The organism is Streptomyces inhibens (assembly GCF_003389455.1).
GTDB classification, from domain to species: domain Bacteria; phylum Actinomycetota; class Actinomycetes; order Streptomycetales; family Streptomycetaceae; genus Streptomyces; species Streptomyces inhibens.
Window position 1 is genome coordinate 18,639 of the sequence record NZ_QUAC01000183.1, and the last position, 13,480, is coordinate 32,118.

17 protein-coding genes and 1 pseudogene are annotated in these 13,480 nt (G+C 72.2%); 3 read left to right on the forward strand and 15 right to left on the reverse strand.

The genetic code is table 11. From position 1 onward, the window contains the following. Positions 1–13 precede the first annotated feature (13 nt). Genes DY245_RS22870 through hisD form a run of 11 tightly spaced genes read right to left on the reverse strand, consistent with a single transcriptional unit; the run spans position 14 to position 6,951 of the window. Complete coding sequence (locus DY245_RS22870) at positions 14–604, reverse strand: nitrile hydratase subunit alpha (RefSeq protein ID WP_128509108.1); 591 nt, start codon at positions 602–604, stop codon at positions 14–16. Continuing rightward, on the reverse strand, positions 601–885 hold the full coding sequence (locus DY245_RS47575; RefSeq protein WP_128509109.1) for an SH3-like domain-containing protein: 285 nt from the start codon (positions 883–885) through the stop codon (positions 601–603). The genes DY245_RS22870 and DY245_RS47575 overlap by 4 nt, the downstream gene beginning before the upstream one ends. Next, the gene (locus DY245_RS47580) at positions 878–1,147 is read right to left on the reverse strand and encodes an SH3-like domain-containing protein (protein ID WP_128509110.1); all 270 of its coding nucleotides are present in this window, start codon (positions 1,145–1,147) and stop codon (positions 878–880) included. The genes DY245_RS47575 and DY245_RS47580 overlap by 8 nt, the downstream gene beginning before the upstream one ends. A gap of 17 nt (positions 1,148–1,164) precedes the next feature. Further along, a complete protein-coding gene (gene hisF, locus DY245_RS22885) occupies positions 1,165–1,929 on the reverse strand; it encodes an imidazole glycerol phosphate synthase subunit HisF (protein WP_128509111.1) in 765 nt (254 codons plus the stop codon). Continuing rightward, entirely contained in the window at positions 1,926–2,333 is a 408-nt protein-coding gene (locus DY245_RS22890) for a Rid family hydrolase (protein ID WP_128509112.1), read from the reverse strand. Before DY245_RS22890 ends, hisF begins: the two co-directional genes overlap by 4 nt. Positions 2,334–2,354: 21 nt before the next feature. After that, positions 2,355–3,086, reverse strand: a complete 732-nt coding sequence (gene priA, locus DY245_RS22895) for a bifunctional 1-(5-phosphoribosyl)-5-((5-phosphoribosylamino)methylideneamino)imidazole-4-carboxamide isomerase/phosphoribosylanthranilate isomerase PriA (RefSeq protein WP_128509113.1) — start codon at positions 3,084–3,086, stop codon at positions 2,355–2,357. Then, positions 3,086–3,733, reverse strand: a complete 648-nt coding sequence (gene hisH / locus DY245_RS22900) for an imidazole glycerol phosphate synthase subunit HisH (protein WP_128509114.1) — start codon at positions 3,731–3,733, stop codon at positions 3,086–3,088. Before hisH ends, priA begins: the two co-directional genes overlap by 1 nt. Next, positions 3,724–3,888 (reverse strand): hypothetical protein, encoded by a 165-nt coding sequence (locus DY245_RS44580; protein ID WP_181923817.1) that lies wholly within the window; start codon positions 3,886–3,888, stop codon positions 3,724–3,726. The genes hisH and DY245_RS44580 overlap by 10 nt, the downstream gene beginning before the upstream one ends. Beyond that, the gene (gene hisB, locus DY245_RS22905; RefSeq protein WP_093644834.1) at positions 3,885–4,478 is read right to left on the reverse strand and encodes an imidazoleglycerol-phosphate dehydratase HisB; all 594 of its coding nucleotides are present in this window, start codon (positions 4,476–4,478) and stop codon (positions 3,885–3,887) included. The genes DY245_RS44580 and hisB overlap by 4 nt, the downstream gene beginning before the upstream one ends. Next, positions 4,475–5,593 carry a histidinol-phosphate transaminase gene (locus DY245_RS22910; protein ID WP_128509115.1) on the reverse strand — a complete coding sequence of 373 codons (1,119 nt, stop codon included), beginning with the start codon at positions 5,591–5,593 and terminating at the stop codon, positions 4,475–4,477. The genes hisB and DY245_RS22910 overlap by 4 nt, the downstream gene beginning before the upstream one ends. Before the next feature lie 8 nt (positions 5,594–5,601). Beyond that, positions 5,602–6,951: a histidinol dehydrogenase gene (gene hisD / locus DY245_RS22915; RefSeq protein ID WP_128509116.1), complete on the reverse strand. Its 1,350-nt coding sequence runs from the start codon at positions 6,949–6,951 to the stop codon at positions 5,602–5,604. 275 nt (positions 6,952–7,226) lie between these two features. On the opposite strand from hisD, the gene DY245_RS22920 reads away from it, so the two are divergent. From DY245_RS22920 to ybaK, 3 genes are read left to right on the forward strand one after another with little or no spacing between them, the layout of a single operon-like run. Continuing rightward, positions 7,227–8,828 carry an oxidoreductase gene (locus DY245_RS22920; RefSeq protein ID WP_128509117.1) on the forward strand — a complete coding sequence of 534 codons (1,602 nt, stop codon included), beginning with the start codon at positions 7,227–7,229 and terminating at the stop codon, positions 8,826–8,828. A gap of 51 nt (positions 8,829–8,879) precedes the next feature. Continuing rightward, positions 8,880–9,626, forward strand: coding sequence for an LON peptidase substrate-binding domain-containing protein (locus DY245_RS22925; protein WP_128509118.1), 747 nt, complete (start codon positions 8,880–8,882; stop codon positions 9,624–9,626). A gap of 17 nt (positions 9,627–9,643) precedes the next feature. Next, positions 9,644–10,138 carry a Cys-tRNA(Pro) deacylase gene (ybaK, locus tag DY245_RS22930; protein WP_128509119.1) on the forward strand — a complete coding sequence of 165 codons (495 nt, stop codon included), beginning with the start codon at positions 9,644–9,646 and terminating at the stop codon, positions 10,136–10,138. Between the two features lie 44 nt (positions 10,139–10,182). On the opposite strand, the gene DY245_RS22935 is transcribed toward ybaK, so the two are convergent. The 4 genes and pseudogenes from DY245_RS22935 to DY245_RS22950 all read right to left on the reverse strand — a co-directional run. Then, positions 10,183–10,887, reverse strand: a complete 705-nt coding sequence (locus DY245_RS22935) for an ABC transporter permease (protein WP_181923818.1) — start codon at positions 10,885–10,887, stop codon at positions 10,183–10,185. Between the two features lie 68 nt (positions 10,888–10,955). Then, positions 10,956–11,783, reverse strand: a complete 828-nt coding sequence (locus tag DY245_RS22940) for an ABC transporter permease (RefSeq protein WP_128509121.1) — start codon at positions 11,781–11,783, stop codon at positions 10,956–10,958. A gap of 64 nt (positions 11,784–11,847) precedes the next feature. Next, positions 11,848–12,858 carry an ABC transporter ATP-binding protein gene (locus DY245_RS22945; RefSeq protein WP_128509122.1) on the reverse strand — a complete coding sequence of 337 codons (1,011 nt, stop codon included), beginning with the start codon at positions 12,856–12,858 and terminating at the stop codon, positions 11,848–11,850. 84 nt (positions 12,859–12,942) lie between these two features. Continuing rightward, a pseudogene (locus DY245_RS22950) lies at positions 12,943–13,480 on the reverse strand (NYN domain-containing protein); the annotation flags it as partial.

The following is a 13,480-nucleotide window of genomic DNA, read 5'->3' on the forward strand; positions in this document are numbered from 1 at the left end:
ACACCGCGGCGCGTCACACCGCGGCGGTCCCGATGAGCCCTTCCCGGGTGACGAGCGCGGCCAGCTCCGGCTCGCTCATCCCGGCGGTGCCGTCGGGCCGCCGCGGCAGGACCAGATAGCGGCTCTCCGCACTGGAATCCCACACCGTGACCGCGGTGTCCGCCGGCAGCTCCAGCCCGAACTCGGCCAGCACGGCACGCGGTTCGCGCACCACCCGCGAGCGGTAGGCCTCGCTCTTGTACCAGGACGGCGACGGCCCCAGCAGCCCGATCGGATAGCAGGAGCACAAGGTGCACACGATGACGTGGTGCGCGGTTTCGGTGTTCTCGACGACCTTGAGCCGCTGCTCCTGGATCCCGCCCGCCATCGACAGCCCCACCTCCGGCAGCGCGGCATTGGCATCGTCCAGCAGCCGCGCCCGGAAGCCCTCGTCGACCCAGGCCCGCGCCACGATCCGCGCCCCGTTGACCGGCGAGGCGCCCTTGAGCATCGCGGCGAGCGCCGCGTCGAGCTGTTCCTCGCCGACCACACCGGCCTCGATCAGCCGCTCTTCCAGCCGCCTCACCCGCGCCGCCACCGGCGCACTCGTGTGCTCCCCGCTCATGTCTCGTCCTTCCGCACCGGCTCGATGTACGACTCCCAGAGGTCGACGGTGACCTCGTGATCCCCCTCGCCCCACAGGTCGGCCGCGGCGAAGGCCACGGTGTAGACGGGCTCGACCCGTGGCTCGGCGACACCGGCCGCCACCTCGTCGGCAAGCGCCCAACTGCCCTGCGACTCGACGATCCGCCCGATCTGGCCGCGGACGTACCGCGGCACACGGGTGTGCCCCGCCGGATCACCGGCGCGTACCCGGACCCGCTCCCCCGCCCGGAGTTCACCCATCGGCGAGCACCTTGCGCTCCGCGAGCAGGGTCTCGATCGCCTTCAGCCAGCGCTCGTAGTACGAGGTGGCCAGGTACTCCTGGGGATCCATCCGCTCCACCGCGTCGCGGAACTCGTCGAGCCGGTAGACCCCGTTCCGGACCAGCACGGAGTTCAACGCGAACACCCGCGCCTCCCAGTCGGCGTGGAACGGCGGCTCGTCCGCCTCGATCTCCAGCGCCCCGAACCCGGTCTGACCGCCCACATCGTTGACACGACTCATGGGCGGAGCCTACGGGCTCAGCGCACCGGGTGCCCCGCCTCGCGCAGGGCGTCCTTGACCTGGCCGATGCGCAGGTCGCCGAAGTGGAAGACGGAGGCGGCGAGGACGGCGTCGGCGCCGGCGGCCACGGCCGGGGCGAAGTCGTCCAGCTTGCCGGCGCCGCCGGAGGCGATCACCGGGATGGTGACGTGCTTGCGGACCGCCTCGATCATCGCGACGTCGTAGCCGTCCTTGGTGCCGTCGGCGTCCATGGAGTTGAGGAGGATCTCGCCGGCGCCCAGCTCGGCGGCGCGGTGAGCCCATTCCACGGCGTCGATGCCGGTGCCGCGGCGGCCGCCGTGGGTGGTGACCTCGTATCCGGACGGCGTCCCGGCGTCGGTGCGGCGGGCGTCGACGGAGAGGACCAGGACCTGGCTGCCGAAGCGTTCGGCGATTTCCCGGATCACGTCGGGGCGGGCGATGGCGGCGGTGTTGACGCCGACCTTGTCGGCACCGGCCCGCAGCAGCTTGTCGACGTCCTCGGGGGTGCGCACGCCGCCGCCGACGGTGAGCGGGATGAAGACCTGCTCGGCGGTGCGGCGGACCACGTCGTAGGTGGTCTCGCGGTTGCCGGAGGAGGCGGTGATGTCGAGGAAGGTCAGCTCGTCGGCGCCCTCGTCACCGTAGATCTTCGCCATCTCGACGGGGTCGCCCGCGTCCCGCAGGTTCTGGAAGTTGACGCCCTTGACGACCCGGCCGTTGTCGACGTCCAGGCAAGGGATGACTCGGACCGCCAGGGTCATGTCTGTTCAGGCCTCTCTGACAGCTCTCGGAAAGCTTCTAGTTCTACCTCGACCAGCACACGGGGGTCGGCGAAGCCGGAGACCACGAGCAGGGTCGTGACGGGCGGTGCGCCGTCGAAGAGCTCCTTGTGGGCGCGGCCGGCCTCGTCCACGTCGCGGACGTGGGTGAGGTACATACGGGTGCGCAGGACCGCGTCGGCGCCGAGGCCGAAGGGCTTCAGCGCCGCCAGCGCGTTGGTGAAGGCGGCCTTGGTCTGTTCGTAGGGATCGCCCAGACCCTGCACGATGTCGTCGACCACTGGCATCGTGCCGGCGACCAGCACCCGGTCGCCGGCCGCCACGGCGCGTGCGAAGCCGATGGCTGCTTCCAAGGGACTGTCGGTCCGTACGCGCTCGATGGTCATCGTGCAGCCTTCCGTTCGCCGTTACGACACTGCTGCCAGCGCCTCTTCGAGGGTGAACGCCTTCGCGTAGAGCGCCTTGCCGACGATCGCGCCCTCGACACCTTCCGGTACCAGCGTGGCAAGTGCCCGCAGGTCGTCGAGGGAGGAAACGCCGCCGGAGGCGACGACGGGGCGGTCGGTGACCGCGCAGACGTTGCGCAGCAGCTCCAGGTTGGGGCCCTGGAGGGTGCCGTCCTTGTTGATGTCGGTGACGACGTAGCGGGCGCAGCCCTCGGAGTCCAGGCGGGCCAGCGTCTCGTAGAGGTCGCCGCCGTCGCGGGTCCAGCCGCGGCCGCGCAGCGTCGTGCCGCGGACGTCCAGGCCGACCGCGATCTGGTCACCGTGCTCGGCGATGATCTTGGCGACCCACTCGGGGTTCTCCAGGGCCGCGGTGCCGATGTTGACGCGGGTGCAGCCGGTGGCCAGGGCGGCGGCCAGCGAGTCGTCGTCGCGGATGCCGCCGGACAGCTCGACCTTGATGTCCATCGAGCGGGCGACCTCGGCGATCTGCGCACGGTTGTCGCCGGTGCCGAACGCCGCGTCGAGGTCGACGAGGTGCAGCCACTCGGCGCCGGCCCGCTGCCAGGCGAGGGCCGCCTCCAGCGGGTCGCCGTAGGAGGTCTCGGAGCCGGACTCGCCGTGGACGAGGCGGACGGCCTGGCCGTCGCGGACGTCGACGGCGGGGAGGAGTTCGAGCTTCGGCGCGTTCGGCATTACAGGGTCTCGATCCAATTGGTCAGGAGCTGGGCACCGGCATCGCCGGACTTCTCGGGGTGGAACTGGGTGGCCCACAGCGGACCGTTCTCGACCGCGGCCACGAACGGCTCGCCGTGCGTGGCCCAGGTGACCTTCGGCGCGGCGATGTGCGGGTTGCCGACCTCCAGCTCCCAGTCGTGCACCGCGTAGGAGTGCACGAAGTAGTAGCGGGCGTCGACGGGCAGGCCGGCGAAGAGCCGCGAGCCCTCGGGGGCGTCGACGGTGTTCCAGCCCATGTGCGGGACGATCTCGGCCTTGAGCGGGCCGACCGTGCCGGGCCACTCGTCCAGGCCCTCGGTCTCCACGCCGTGCTCGATGCCGCGGCCGAAGAGGATCTGCATGCCGACGCAGATACCCATGACGGGGCGGCCACCGGACAGCCGGCGGCCGACGATCCAGTCACCGCGGGCTTCCTTCAGCCCCCGCATACAGGCGGCGAACGCGCCGACGCCGGGGACCAGCAGCCCATCGGCGTTCATCGCCCGGTCGTAGTCCCGGGTGATCTCCACCTCGGCGCCGACGTGCGCCAGCGCCCGCTCGGCGGAGCGGACATTGCCGAAGCCGTAGTCGAGGACGACGACCTTCTTGGCGGCGGTCAATTCCATACCTCCAGCCGCAGCACGCCGGCGGCCAGGCACATCGCCGACCCGATGCACAGCAGCACGATCAGGCTCTTGGGCAGCTGCTGCTTCCAGAAGGAGTAGATGCCACCGAGGAGGAAGAGACCGAGCAGGATGAAGACGGTGGACAGACCGTTCACAGCGCTCCCTTGGTGGAGGGAATGATTCCGGCCGCCCGCGGATCGCGTTCGCTGGCGTAGCGCAGGGCCCGGGCCAGCGCCTTGAACTGGCACTCCACGATGTGGTGGGCGTTGCGGCCGTACGGGACGTGGATGTGCAGCGCGATCTGGGCCTGGGCGACGAAGGACTCGAAGATGTGCCGGGTCATCGTCGTGTCGTACGAGCCGATCATCGGCGCCATGTTCTCCGGCTCGGTGTGCACCAGATACGGGCGGCCGGAGAGGTCGACGGTCACCTGGGCGAGCGACTCGTCCAGGGGCACCGTGCAGTTGCCGAAGCGGTAGATGCCGGACTTGTCGCCGAGGGCCTGCTTGAAGGCGGCACCCAGCGCGAGGGCGGTGTCCTCGATGGTGTGGTGGGTGTCGATGTGCAGATCGCCATCGGTCTTGACCTTGAGGTCGAACAGACCGTGCCGGCCGAGCTGGTCGAGCATGTGGTCGTAGAAGCCGACACCGGTCGACACTTCCACGTCCCCCCTGCCGTCGAGGTCGATCTCGACGAGCACGGACGTTTCCTTGGTGGTGCGCTCCACGCGTCCTACGCGGGTCATCGCTTGCTCTCCTTCAGTACTGCACGAACCGCGTCGAGGAACGCGTCGTTCTCGGCCGGGGTGCCGGCGGTGACCCGCAGCCAGCCCGGTACACCGTTGTCACGGACCAGCACGCCGTGGTCGAGGATCGCCTGCCAGGTGGCCTGCGCGTCGTCGAAGAGGCCGAACTGTACGAAGTTGGCGTCGGAGGCGACGACCTCGCAGCCCATCGCGCGCAGCTCGTCGACCAGGCGGTCCCGCTCGGTCTTGAGCTGTTCGACGTACTTCAGGAGCGTATCGGTGTGCTCCAGCGCGGCGAGCGCGGTGGCCTGGGTGACGGACGAGAGGTGGTACGGGAGCCGGACGAGCTGCACGGCGTCGACCACGGCGGCGTCGGCGGCCAGATAGCCCAGCCGCAGCCCGGCGGCGCCGAACGCCTTGGACATGGTCCGCGAGACGACCAGATTCGGCCGGCCCTCGATCAGCGGCAGCAGCGAGGGGCGGTGGCTGAACTCGCCGTAGGCCTCGTCGATCACCACCAGCGCGCCCCGGTCGTCCGCCCGGGCCGCCTGCGCGGCCTCGTACAGCGCGAGCACCGTCCCGGCCTCGACGGCGGTGCCGGTCGGGTTGTTCGGCGAGCAGATGAAGACCACATCGGGCCGCTGCTCGGCGATGGCCGCGACCGCCGCCTCGACATCGATGGTGAAGTCCTCGTTGCGCGGGCCGGAGATCCAGCCGGTGCCGGTGCCGCGGGAGATGAGCGCGTGCATCGAGTACGAGGGCTCGAAGCCGATGGCGGTGCGGCCGGGGCCGGCGAAGGTCTGCAGCAGCTGCTGGATGACCTCGTTGGAGCCGTTGGCGGCCCAGACCTGGTCCTTGGTGACCTCGTGGCCGCCGGTGCGGGTGAGGTAGCGGGCCAGTTCGGTGCGCAGCTCGACCGCGTCCCGGTCGGGGTAGCGGTTGAGCTGCCGGGCGGCCTCGGTCACCCGCTCGGCGATCCGCAGGACCAGCGGCTCGGGCAGCGGGTAGGGGTTCTCGTTGGTGTTCAGGCGTACGGGCACGTCCAACTGCGGGGCACCGTACGGGGACTTGCCGCGGAGCTCGTCCCGGATGGGGAGGTCGTCGATCTTGGTCACGTGCCTGCTCACTTGCTCTGCGGGACCTTCCAGTCACTGTGCTGGTCTCGTTCGCCTCCGGCAAAACGGGCCTTCACAGCAGCACCATGGGCCGGGAGATCCTCGGCCTCGGCGAGGGTCACCACATGGTGGGCGACCTCGGCCAGCGCATCACGCGAGTAGTCCACGACATGGATGCCGCGCAGGAAGGACTGCACGGACAGTCCGGAGGAGTGGCAGGCGCAGCCGCCGGTGGGCAGCACGTGGTTGGAGCCGGCGCAGTAGTCGCCCAGCGAGACCGGGGCGTACGGGCCGACGAAGATCGCACCGGCGTTGCGGACCCGGGCGGCGACGGCGGAGGCGTCGGCGGTCTGGATCTCAAGGTGTTCGGCGCCGTAGGCGTCCACGACCCGCAGGCCCTCGTCGATGCCGTCGACGAGGACGACGGCGGACTGCCGTCCGGCCAGCGCCTCGGTGATCCGCTCGATGTGCTTGGTGACCGCGACCTGCCGCTTCAGCGCCTCGTCGACGGCGTCGGCGAGCTCGGTGGAGTCGGTGACCAGGACGGCCGCGGCGAGGGTGTCGTGCTCGGCCTGGCTGATCAGGTCGGCGGCGACATGCTCGGGGTCGGCGGTGGCGTCCGCGAGGACCGCGATCTCGGTGGGGCCGGCCTCGGCGTCGATGCCGATACGGCCCTTGAGGAGGCGCTTGGCGGAGGCGACGAAGATGTTGCCGGGGCCCGTGACGAGGTTGACCGGCAGGCACTCCTCGGTGCCGTACGCGAACATCGCGATGGCCTGGGCGCCGCCGGCGGCGTAGACCTCGTCGACGCCGAGCAGCGCGCAGGCGGCGAGGATGGTCGGGTGCGGCAGGCCGCCGAACTCCTTCTGCGGCGGGGAGGTCACGGCGATGCCCTCGACGCCGGCTTCCTGGGCCGGGACGACGTTCATGACGACGGAGGACGGGTAGACGGCCAGGCCGCCGGGGACGTAGAGGCCCACCCGCTCGACCGGCACCCAGCGTTCGGTGACCGTGCCGCCGGGGACGACCTTGGTCGTCACGTCCGTGCGGCGCTGTTCGCGGTGCACGATCCGGGCGCGCCGGATGGACTCCTCCAGGGCGGCCCGCACGGCCGGGTCCAGCTCGGCGAGGGCGCTGCGCAGTGCCTCGGCGGGCACCCGTACGCGCTCGATCTCGACGCCGTCGAACCGCCGCGCATAATCGATCAGCGCCGCGGTGCCGCGATGGCGTACGTCCTCGCAGATGGGCCGCACCTTCTCCAGGGCGGCTTCCACGTCGAACTCGGCACGGGGCAGCAGGTCGCGCAGGGCGCCGCCCTCGGGGAGGGCGTCACCGCGCAGATCGATTCGGGAGATCACCCTCCCAGTGTCTCAGACCCACTCTTGGGCCCGAGCGGCCGTATCACTCAGTGATACACAGCGACACACCGTCCGGACGCACGGTCAAGCCGTGTGCGGAAGTTGACCGGAGTTGGCCCTGACCACGCGTGTTCAAGCAGTCACGGGGCGGGCAAGGGCCACCCAAGGCGTACGGGGAGACCTGCGGGACGCACCACGACCACAGCACACGACCAGCGCACCACATGCGTCCGAACAGGTTGCGACACACCACGGGAGAGCAAGGGGGATCCACAGTGACCGAGCCCGGGGACGGCGACGCGCCCGCCGACCTTCAGCTGACATCGGCGGAATGGAGCATGTGGCAGGCCTTCCGCAACGGCAGCACCTGCGATCTGCACATCGGGGACCCGGTCCGCGACGATCCGCACGGGCAGCATCTGTGGGGCCCCGAGCGCCGGGTGCGGGCCCGTGTCGTGGCGCTGCTGCTGCTCGACGGGCCGCCGGCGCAGCCGGGCCGGGTCTCCGCCCTGAAGCTCACCGGCGCGTACATCACGGACACTCTCGACGTCGCCGGGGGCACGATCAAGCCATTCGTCGAGCTGCGGGACTGCCGCTTCGAGGCCGAGGTGGTGCTGCCGGAGAGCCGTTTCACCACACTGCGGCTGGTGAACTGCGCGATACCCCGGGTCGAGGCGGCCCGGCTGCACACCGAGGGCGATCTGCATCTGCCGCGCTGTGTGGTGCACTCCGGTATCCGGCTCACCGACGCGCACATCGGCACGGACCTGATGCTCAATCAGACGGTGGTGCACAAGGACCGGCAGGGCCGTTCGATCATGGCGGACGGGCTGACCGTCGCCCAGGATCTGCAGGCCGAGATGCTGGAGTCCTACGGCGAGCTGTCGCTGCGCGGCGCCACCATCGGCGTGTCGCTGAGCCTGCGCGGCAGCCGGCTGAGCAACCCCTTCGGCCGCCGGGCGCTGAACGCCCCACAGCTGACCGTCGAGCGCACCCTCTATCTGACCGCCGCGGGCCTCGCGAACTCCCCGTTCTCCAGCAGCGCCACACCCCCGTACGGCATCGCGCACACCCCCTCGCGCGGCACGCGTATGCAGCGCTTCGAGTGCGAGGGCGGGATGCGCCTGGACGACGGGCGGTTCGGTGACGCGGTCGACTTCGAGCACGCCCGGTTCATCATGGAGTCCGACCAGGAGCTGTCGCTGCGCCGCATCCAGACGCCGGAGCTGCGCTTCCTCGGCGAGCGCCCGCAGCGCGGCCGGGTGATCCTCTCCGGCGCCCGGGTCGTCAATCTTGTCGACAAGTCGGCGGCCTGGCCGGGGCTCGGCGGGCTGTGGATGGCCGGCTTCGCGTACGAGACGCTGATCCCGCGCGGCCACTTCCCGCTCGCCCAGCGGCTGCAGTGGGTGGCCGCTGCGACGCCTGAGTACGCGCCCGAACCGTACGAGATGCTCGCCACCTCGCTGCGCACCAGCGGCGAGGACGCAGGCGCCCGCGAGGTGCTGCTGGCCAAGCAGCGGCGGCGCCGCGAGACGCTGCCGCTGGCGGCGAAGGCCTGGGGGTTCCTTCAGGACTGGACGGTGGCGTACGGCTACCGCCCCGGGCGGGCCGCGGTGTGGATGGCGATCCTGTGGGCGATCGGCACGATCTACTTCTCGATGTCCCCGCCGCCGCCCCTCAAGGCGGGCGAGGCGCCGCCCTGGAACCCGTATCTCTACTCCCTCGACCTGCTGCTGCCGGTGATCGACCTCAATCAGGACGCGGCCTGGAAGCCCGAGGGCGCTGCGCAGTGGGCGGCGGCGGTGCTGATCCTGGCGGGCTGGGTGCTCGCCACAACGGTCGCGGCCGGTGCGTCACGACTGCTCCGCCGACAATAACCCTGGTCCGGGTGGTGGCCCCGGTCGCCACAGGCTCTAGGCTTACCGGCTGTGACCTCCGTGCGCCTACCGCTCTTCCCGCTGAACTCGGTGCTGTTCCCGGGACTCGTGCTCCCGCTGAACGTCTTCGAGGCGCGGTACCGGGCGATGATGCGCGATCTGAGCGCGCTGCCGGAGGACGACCGGCGCTTCGCGGTGATCGCGATCCGGGACGGCCGGGAGGTCGCGCCCACCGCGCAGGGGATGCCGGATGCCACGGTGCCGTCCGCCGACGGTCCCGCGGCGGGCTTCGGCGACGACCCGATCCAGGCGTTCCATTCGGTGGGCTGTATCGCGGACGCGGCGACCATCCGGGAGAAGTCGTCCGCCGACGACACCGGCTACGAGGTCCTGGCCACCGGCACCACCCGCTTCCGGCTGCTGTCGGTGGACGCCTCCGGGCCGTATCTGACCGGCGAGCTGGAGGAGCTGGAAGAGGGCCAGGGGGAGGGCGCGGGCGCGCTCGCCTCGGGCGTCGTACGGGCCTTCCGTACGTATCAGAAGCGGCTGGCCTGGGCGAACGAGCGGACCCTGTCGAGCGGGCAGGACCTGCCGGGCGACCCGTCGGTGCTGTCGTACCTCGTCGCCGCCGCGGCCGTGCTGGACGTCCCCGCCAAGCAGCGGCTGCTGGAGGCGCCGGACACCACGGTCCGGCTGGCGCACGAGCTGAAACTGCTTCGCCACGAGTCGGCGCTGCTCGGTAAGCTCCCGTCGCTGCCGGCCGTGGATCTGACCAGGCAGCCGACCAGCCCCAACTGACGCGAGGCACGAAGACGTTGGCGAAGAAGTCCAAGAAGTCCGTCGGCACGCCCGCGACGGTCGCCCTCACCGCGGCAGGCGTCCCCTTCACGACGCACTCCTACGAGCACGACCCGGCCGCACCCTCGTACGGCGAGGAGGCCGCCGAGGCCCTCGGTGTCGCACCCGACCAGGTGTTCAAGACGCTGCTCGCGGAGGTCGACGGCACGCTCACGGTCGCCGTGGTCCCGGTGTCCGGCTCCCTCGATCTCAAGGCGCTGGCGGCCGCGGTCGGCGGCAAACGGGCCGTGATGGCCGATCCGGCGGCGGCCGAGCGCAGTACGGGGTACGTCCTCGGCGGGATCTCGCCGCTGGGTCAGCGCAAGCGGCTGCGTACGGTCGTGGACGCCTCGGCCGAGGGCCGGCCGACGGTCTGTGTCTCGGCGGGCCGGCGCGGGCTGGAGGTCGAGCTGGCACCGGAGGATCTGGTGGCGCTCACCGATGCCCGGGTCGCGCCGATCGCGCGCGGCTGACGGAGCCGGCGGGGCGGCCGCGGTGGCGGGCCGCCCCCAGGGCCTCAGCCCTCGGCCGGCGGTTCCTGCCTGGGGTGGCCGGACCAGTCCTGCCCTTGGTGGCCGGACCAGTCCGGCGCCGGCGGCTCCGGGTCGCGCGGCCCGAACAGCCCGGTCAGCGCCAGCTGCGTCAGCATCGCGGCGATCGGCCAGACCAGCAGCGCGCCCTTGGCCTGCAACCGCAGCGGGCCGTAGAAGGTGACACCGGGGCCGACCTGCTTGGCGTGCGCGGCCACGTCCGGGGTAGGGCCCAGCCACATGCCGGTCAGCCAGCCCAGCGCCGCGCCCAGCAGACCGCCCAGGACCAGCGCCACCACCAGCGGAATTCCGCCGCGCCGGCGGATGAGGAAGACCACCGCCGTGCTGAGCACACCGAAGGCGAGGGACAGCAGGACGAAGGTGCCGTCCGCGCCGATCGCCTCCTCGCCCTCGGTGTTCTTCAGATAGACGTTGCGGGTGTCCGCGATCAGCGGGATGTGCGGCGCGAGCCAGTTCCACAGCACGCCGAGCAGCACACCGCTCACCGCGACCAGGAGTGCGATCAGCGCGCCCTCGCGCAGCTCGCGAGCGAGCTCGGGGCCGCCGAGGCCGGTGTGGTCTCCGTGGTCGCTGTGGTCGGCGGTGGAGCCGTGGCCCCCGGCGGGCGCGGCCTCGGGGTGCTGCGGCTCTTCGGGCGGTTGGTTGTCGGGTGGCGTCAGCGGTGCGGTCACCCCGTCATCGTGCCAGGTGGGGCCGGTGGGACCGGCATCAGGACGCCCGTTCGGGGTGGGGGCACCGGTCATCGGGTCGCCGCCCGGCGGTACGCCCAGGTGGCGACGGCCAGCGAGAGCACCCCGACGGCCGCGCAGACGCCCAGGTCGGCGCCGACCGCGACCCAGTCGGGGTGCGGATCGAAGCTGCGCGCCAGCGCTTCCACACCGTAGGTGGAGGGCAGCAGATCGCGGGCCCAGCCGATCACCGCGGGCATCCCGTCGGGCGGCAGTACGCCCAGCAGCAGCGCCGCCGACATGCCCAACTGGCCGCAGAGCGTGGCGAGTTCCTGGCGCGGGGCGAGCAGCCCGAGGGCCGCGCCGAGGCCGGACAGCGCGGCTCCGGCGAGCGGGAGCACGGCGGCCAGTACCCAGAGGTTGGCCATCGGCAGCTGGAAGAGCACACAGCCGGTGACCGCGGTGACCACCGTGCCGGGCACGGTGAACGAGGCGTAGGCGGCGGCCGCGCCGAGCACCACCGCGGCCGGCGGCACCGGCAGCGTCGCGTAGTGGTCGAGTCCGCCGCCGGCCCGTAGCTGGCCGAAGTACTGGGCGAGGAGGTTGAGCGCGACGAACGCGACGACCAGCACGGCGGAGCCGGACACCACGGACCGCGCCGGGGCGCCGCCGTCGACCACTCCGCGCAGCAGGACCATGATCCCTACGGACTGGAAGGTGGCGACGAACAGCAGCGGGATCCGGGCGACCCGGGCCCGGGAGAGCTGGGCGCGGTAGACGGCGCCGAGCGCGGGCAGCAGGCGGGCGCGCGGCGCCAGCGGGGCGGCCTCGTCGTCCTCGGACCACGCCCCGGCGCCCGGGGACGCCCCCGCCACCGCCTGCGCGGGAACCACACTCACCCTGTCACCAAGCCTTCCTTGCCACGCCCCCGGTATGTCATACGTCCGCCGCGCCCGCCGCCGTTCACGCCTTCACCAGTCCCTCCGCGCGCCCGCCGAGCGCCAGATACACGTCCTCCAGGCTCGGCGTGGCCAGCGTGAAGTCGTCGAGGGCGGCGAAGGCGGGGCCCGCGGTGACCGCGGCCACGGCGGAGCGGGCCTGGTCGGCGGGGAGGCGCAGGGTCCAGCGGCGGCCGGAGGCGCGGGCGGCGGATTCGAGGGCGGCGATCTCGGGGACCTCCAGCGGCGGGCGGTCGCGCCAGACCAGCTCCAGCCGGACCTCCTCGCTCACCATGTCCTTCAGTCCGCCGGGCGTGTCGCAGGCGATGACCCGGCCCCGGTCGATCACCGCGACCCGGTCGAGCACGCTCTCGGCCTCCAGGACGTTATGGGTCACCAGCACCACCGTGGCGCCGTGCTCGGCCCGGCGCCGGTCCACCGCGGCCCATACCGCGCGCCGCGCGACCGGGTCCATGCCGGTGGTCGGCTCGTCCAGCACCAGCAGCGGCCGCGCGCCGATCAGCACGGTGGCGAAGCAGGCCAGCCGCCGCTGCCCGCCGGACAGCTTCTTCAGCGTCCGTCCCGCGATGTCGCCGAGGCCCAGCTCGCCGATCACCGCGTCCCGTTCGGCACGCGCCTCATGGGCGCCGAGGCCGCGCAGCCGGCCGGTGGTCTCCACGGCCAGCGCGACCGTGAGCTCGTCCAGGGCGGTGGACTCCTGCCCCAGATAGCCGAGCAGCCGGGCCGCCCGCTCCGGGTAGCGCACCAGATCGTGGCCGAGTACGGAGATGGTGCCGGAGTCCGGGCGCAGCAGTCCGGTCAGCTGGCGTACCAGGGTGGACTTGCCGGCTCCGTTGGGGCCGAGCAGCCCGAAGATCTCGCCGCGTCGTACGTCCAGGGTGATGCCGTCGTTGGCGCGTACGGCAGGCGCCTGTGCCGCGCCGCGGCGCCCGCGCATCGCGGGATACGTCTTCACCAGGTCCCGCACGGCGCACACCGGCCCGCCGCGCTCCGCCTGTTTTGCGCCCGTCCTCACGAGCTACGAGGGTACGCGTCCCCGGACCGCCTCCGGCCCGCGGGGCACCGGCGGCGCGCCCGGGGACGGGGCGGACGCCTGCCGTCAGTCCCCTGCCGGCGCGTGCTCGGCAGCCGTACGCAGATCGACCTCGCGCCAGAATCCGGCCCGGATCGCATAGCGGTCGTGCTCATCGATCTGGTCGTCCTTGTGGGCGAGCAGCCCGAACCGGGCGGCGTAGCGCAGCAGTTCACCGTCGATGCGGTGCGGGATGCGGGGGTACTCCGTCGACAGCTGCTGGAGATGCGCGGAGTCGGAGAGCCGCTCGGTCCAGCGCCGGGCGAAGACCTGGCCGACCTCGAAGGGGTCGCCGCTGACCGCGGTGATGTCCTCCTCACGGTCGGCCCAGCGCTGCTCGGCGCTGGTGAGCTGGGCGAGGGTGGGCAGGCCCGCGGTCTCGGACGGTTCGCCGACCGGACCGCCGCGCTCGACCCAGCCCTTGTCGGACGACCAGCGCAGGGTGGCGCCGGCCGCGGGTGCCGGCTGGACGCCGCCGCCCGTACCTGCGGCTCCCTGGCCCGCCGCGCGGTCGCGGCCGAGCCCGGCCAGGTCCTTGGGGGTGGGGACGCCCCTCGCACCGGCG

What these genes read in the sequence shown, in the direction of transcription:
- DY245_RS22870 (WP_128509108.1), bottom strand. Translation starts at nt 604, where the DNA reads ATGAGCGGGGAGCACACGAGTGCGCCGGTGGCGGCGCGGGTGAGGCGG.
- DY245_RS47575 (WP_128509109.1), bottom strand. Translation starts at nt 885, where the DNA reads ATGGGTGAACTCCGGGCGGGGGAGCGGGTCCGGGTACGCGCCGGTGAT.
- DY245_RS47580 (WP_128509110.1), bottom strand. Translation starts at nt 1,147, where the DNA reads ATGAGTCGTGTCAACGATGTGGGCGGTCAGACCGGGTTCGGGGCGCTG.
- hisF (WP_128509111.1), bottom strand. Translation starts at nt 1,929, where the DNA reads ATGACCCTGGCGGTCCGAGTCATCCCTTGCCTGGACGTCGACAACGGC.
- DY245_RS22890 (WP_128509112.1), bottom strand. Translation starts at nt 2,333, where the DNA reads ATGACCATCGAGCGCGTACGGACCGACAGTCCCTTGGAAGCAGCCATC.
- priA (WP_128509113.1), bottom strand. Translation starts at nt 3,086, where the DNA reads ATGCCGAACGCGCCGAAGCTCGAACTCCTCCCCGCCGTCGACGTCCGC.
- hisH (WP_128509114.1), bottom strand. Translation starts at nt 3,733, where the DNA reads ATGGAATTGACCGCCGCCAAGAAGGTCGTCGTCCTCGACTACGGCTTC.
- hisB (WP_093644834.1), bottom strand. Translation starts at nt 4,478, where the DNA reads ATGACCCGCGTAGGACGCGTGGAGCGCACCACCAAGGAAACGTCCGTG.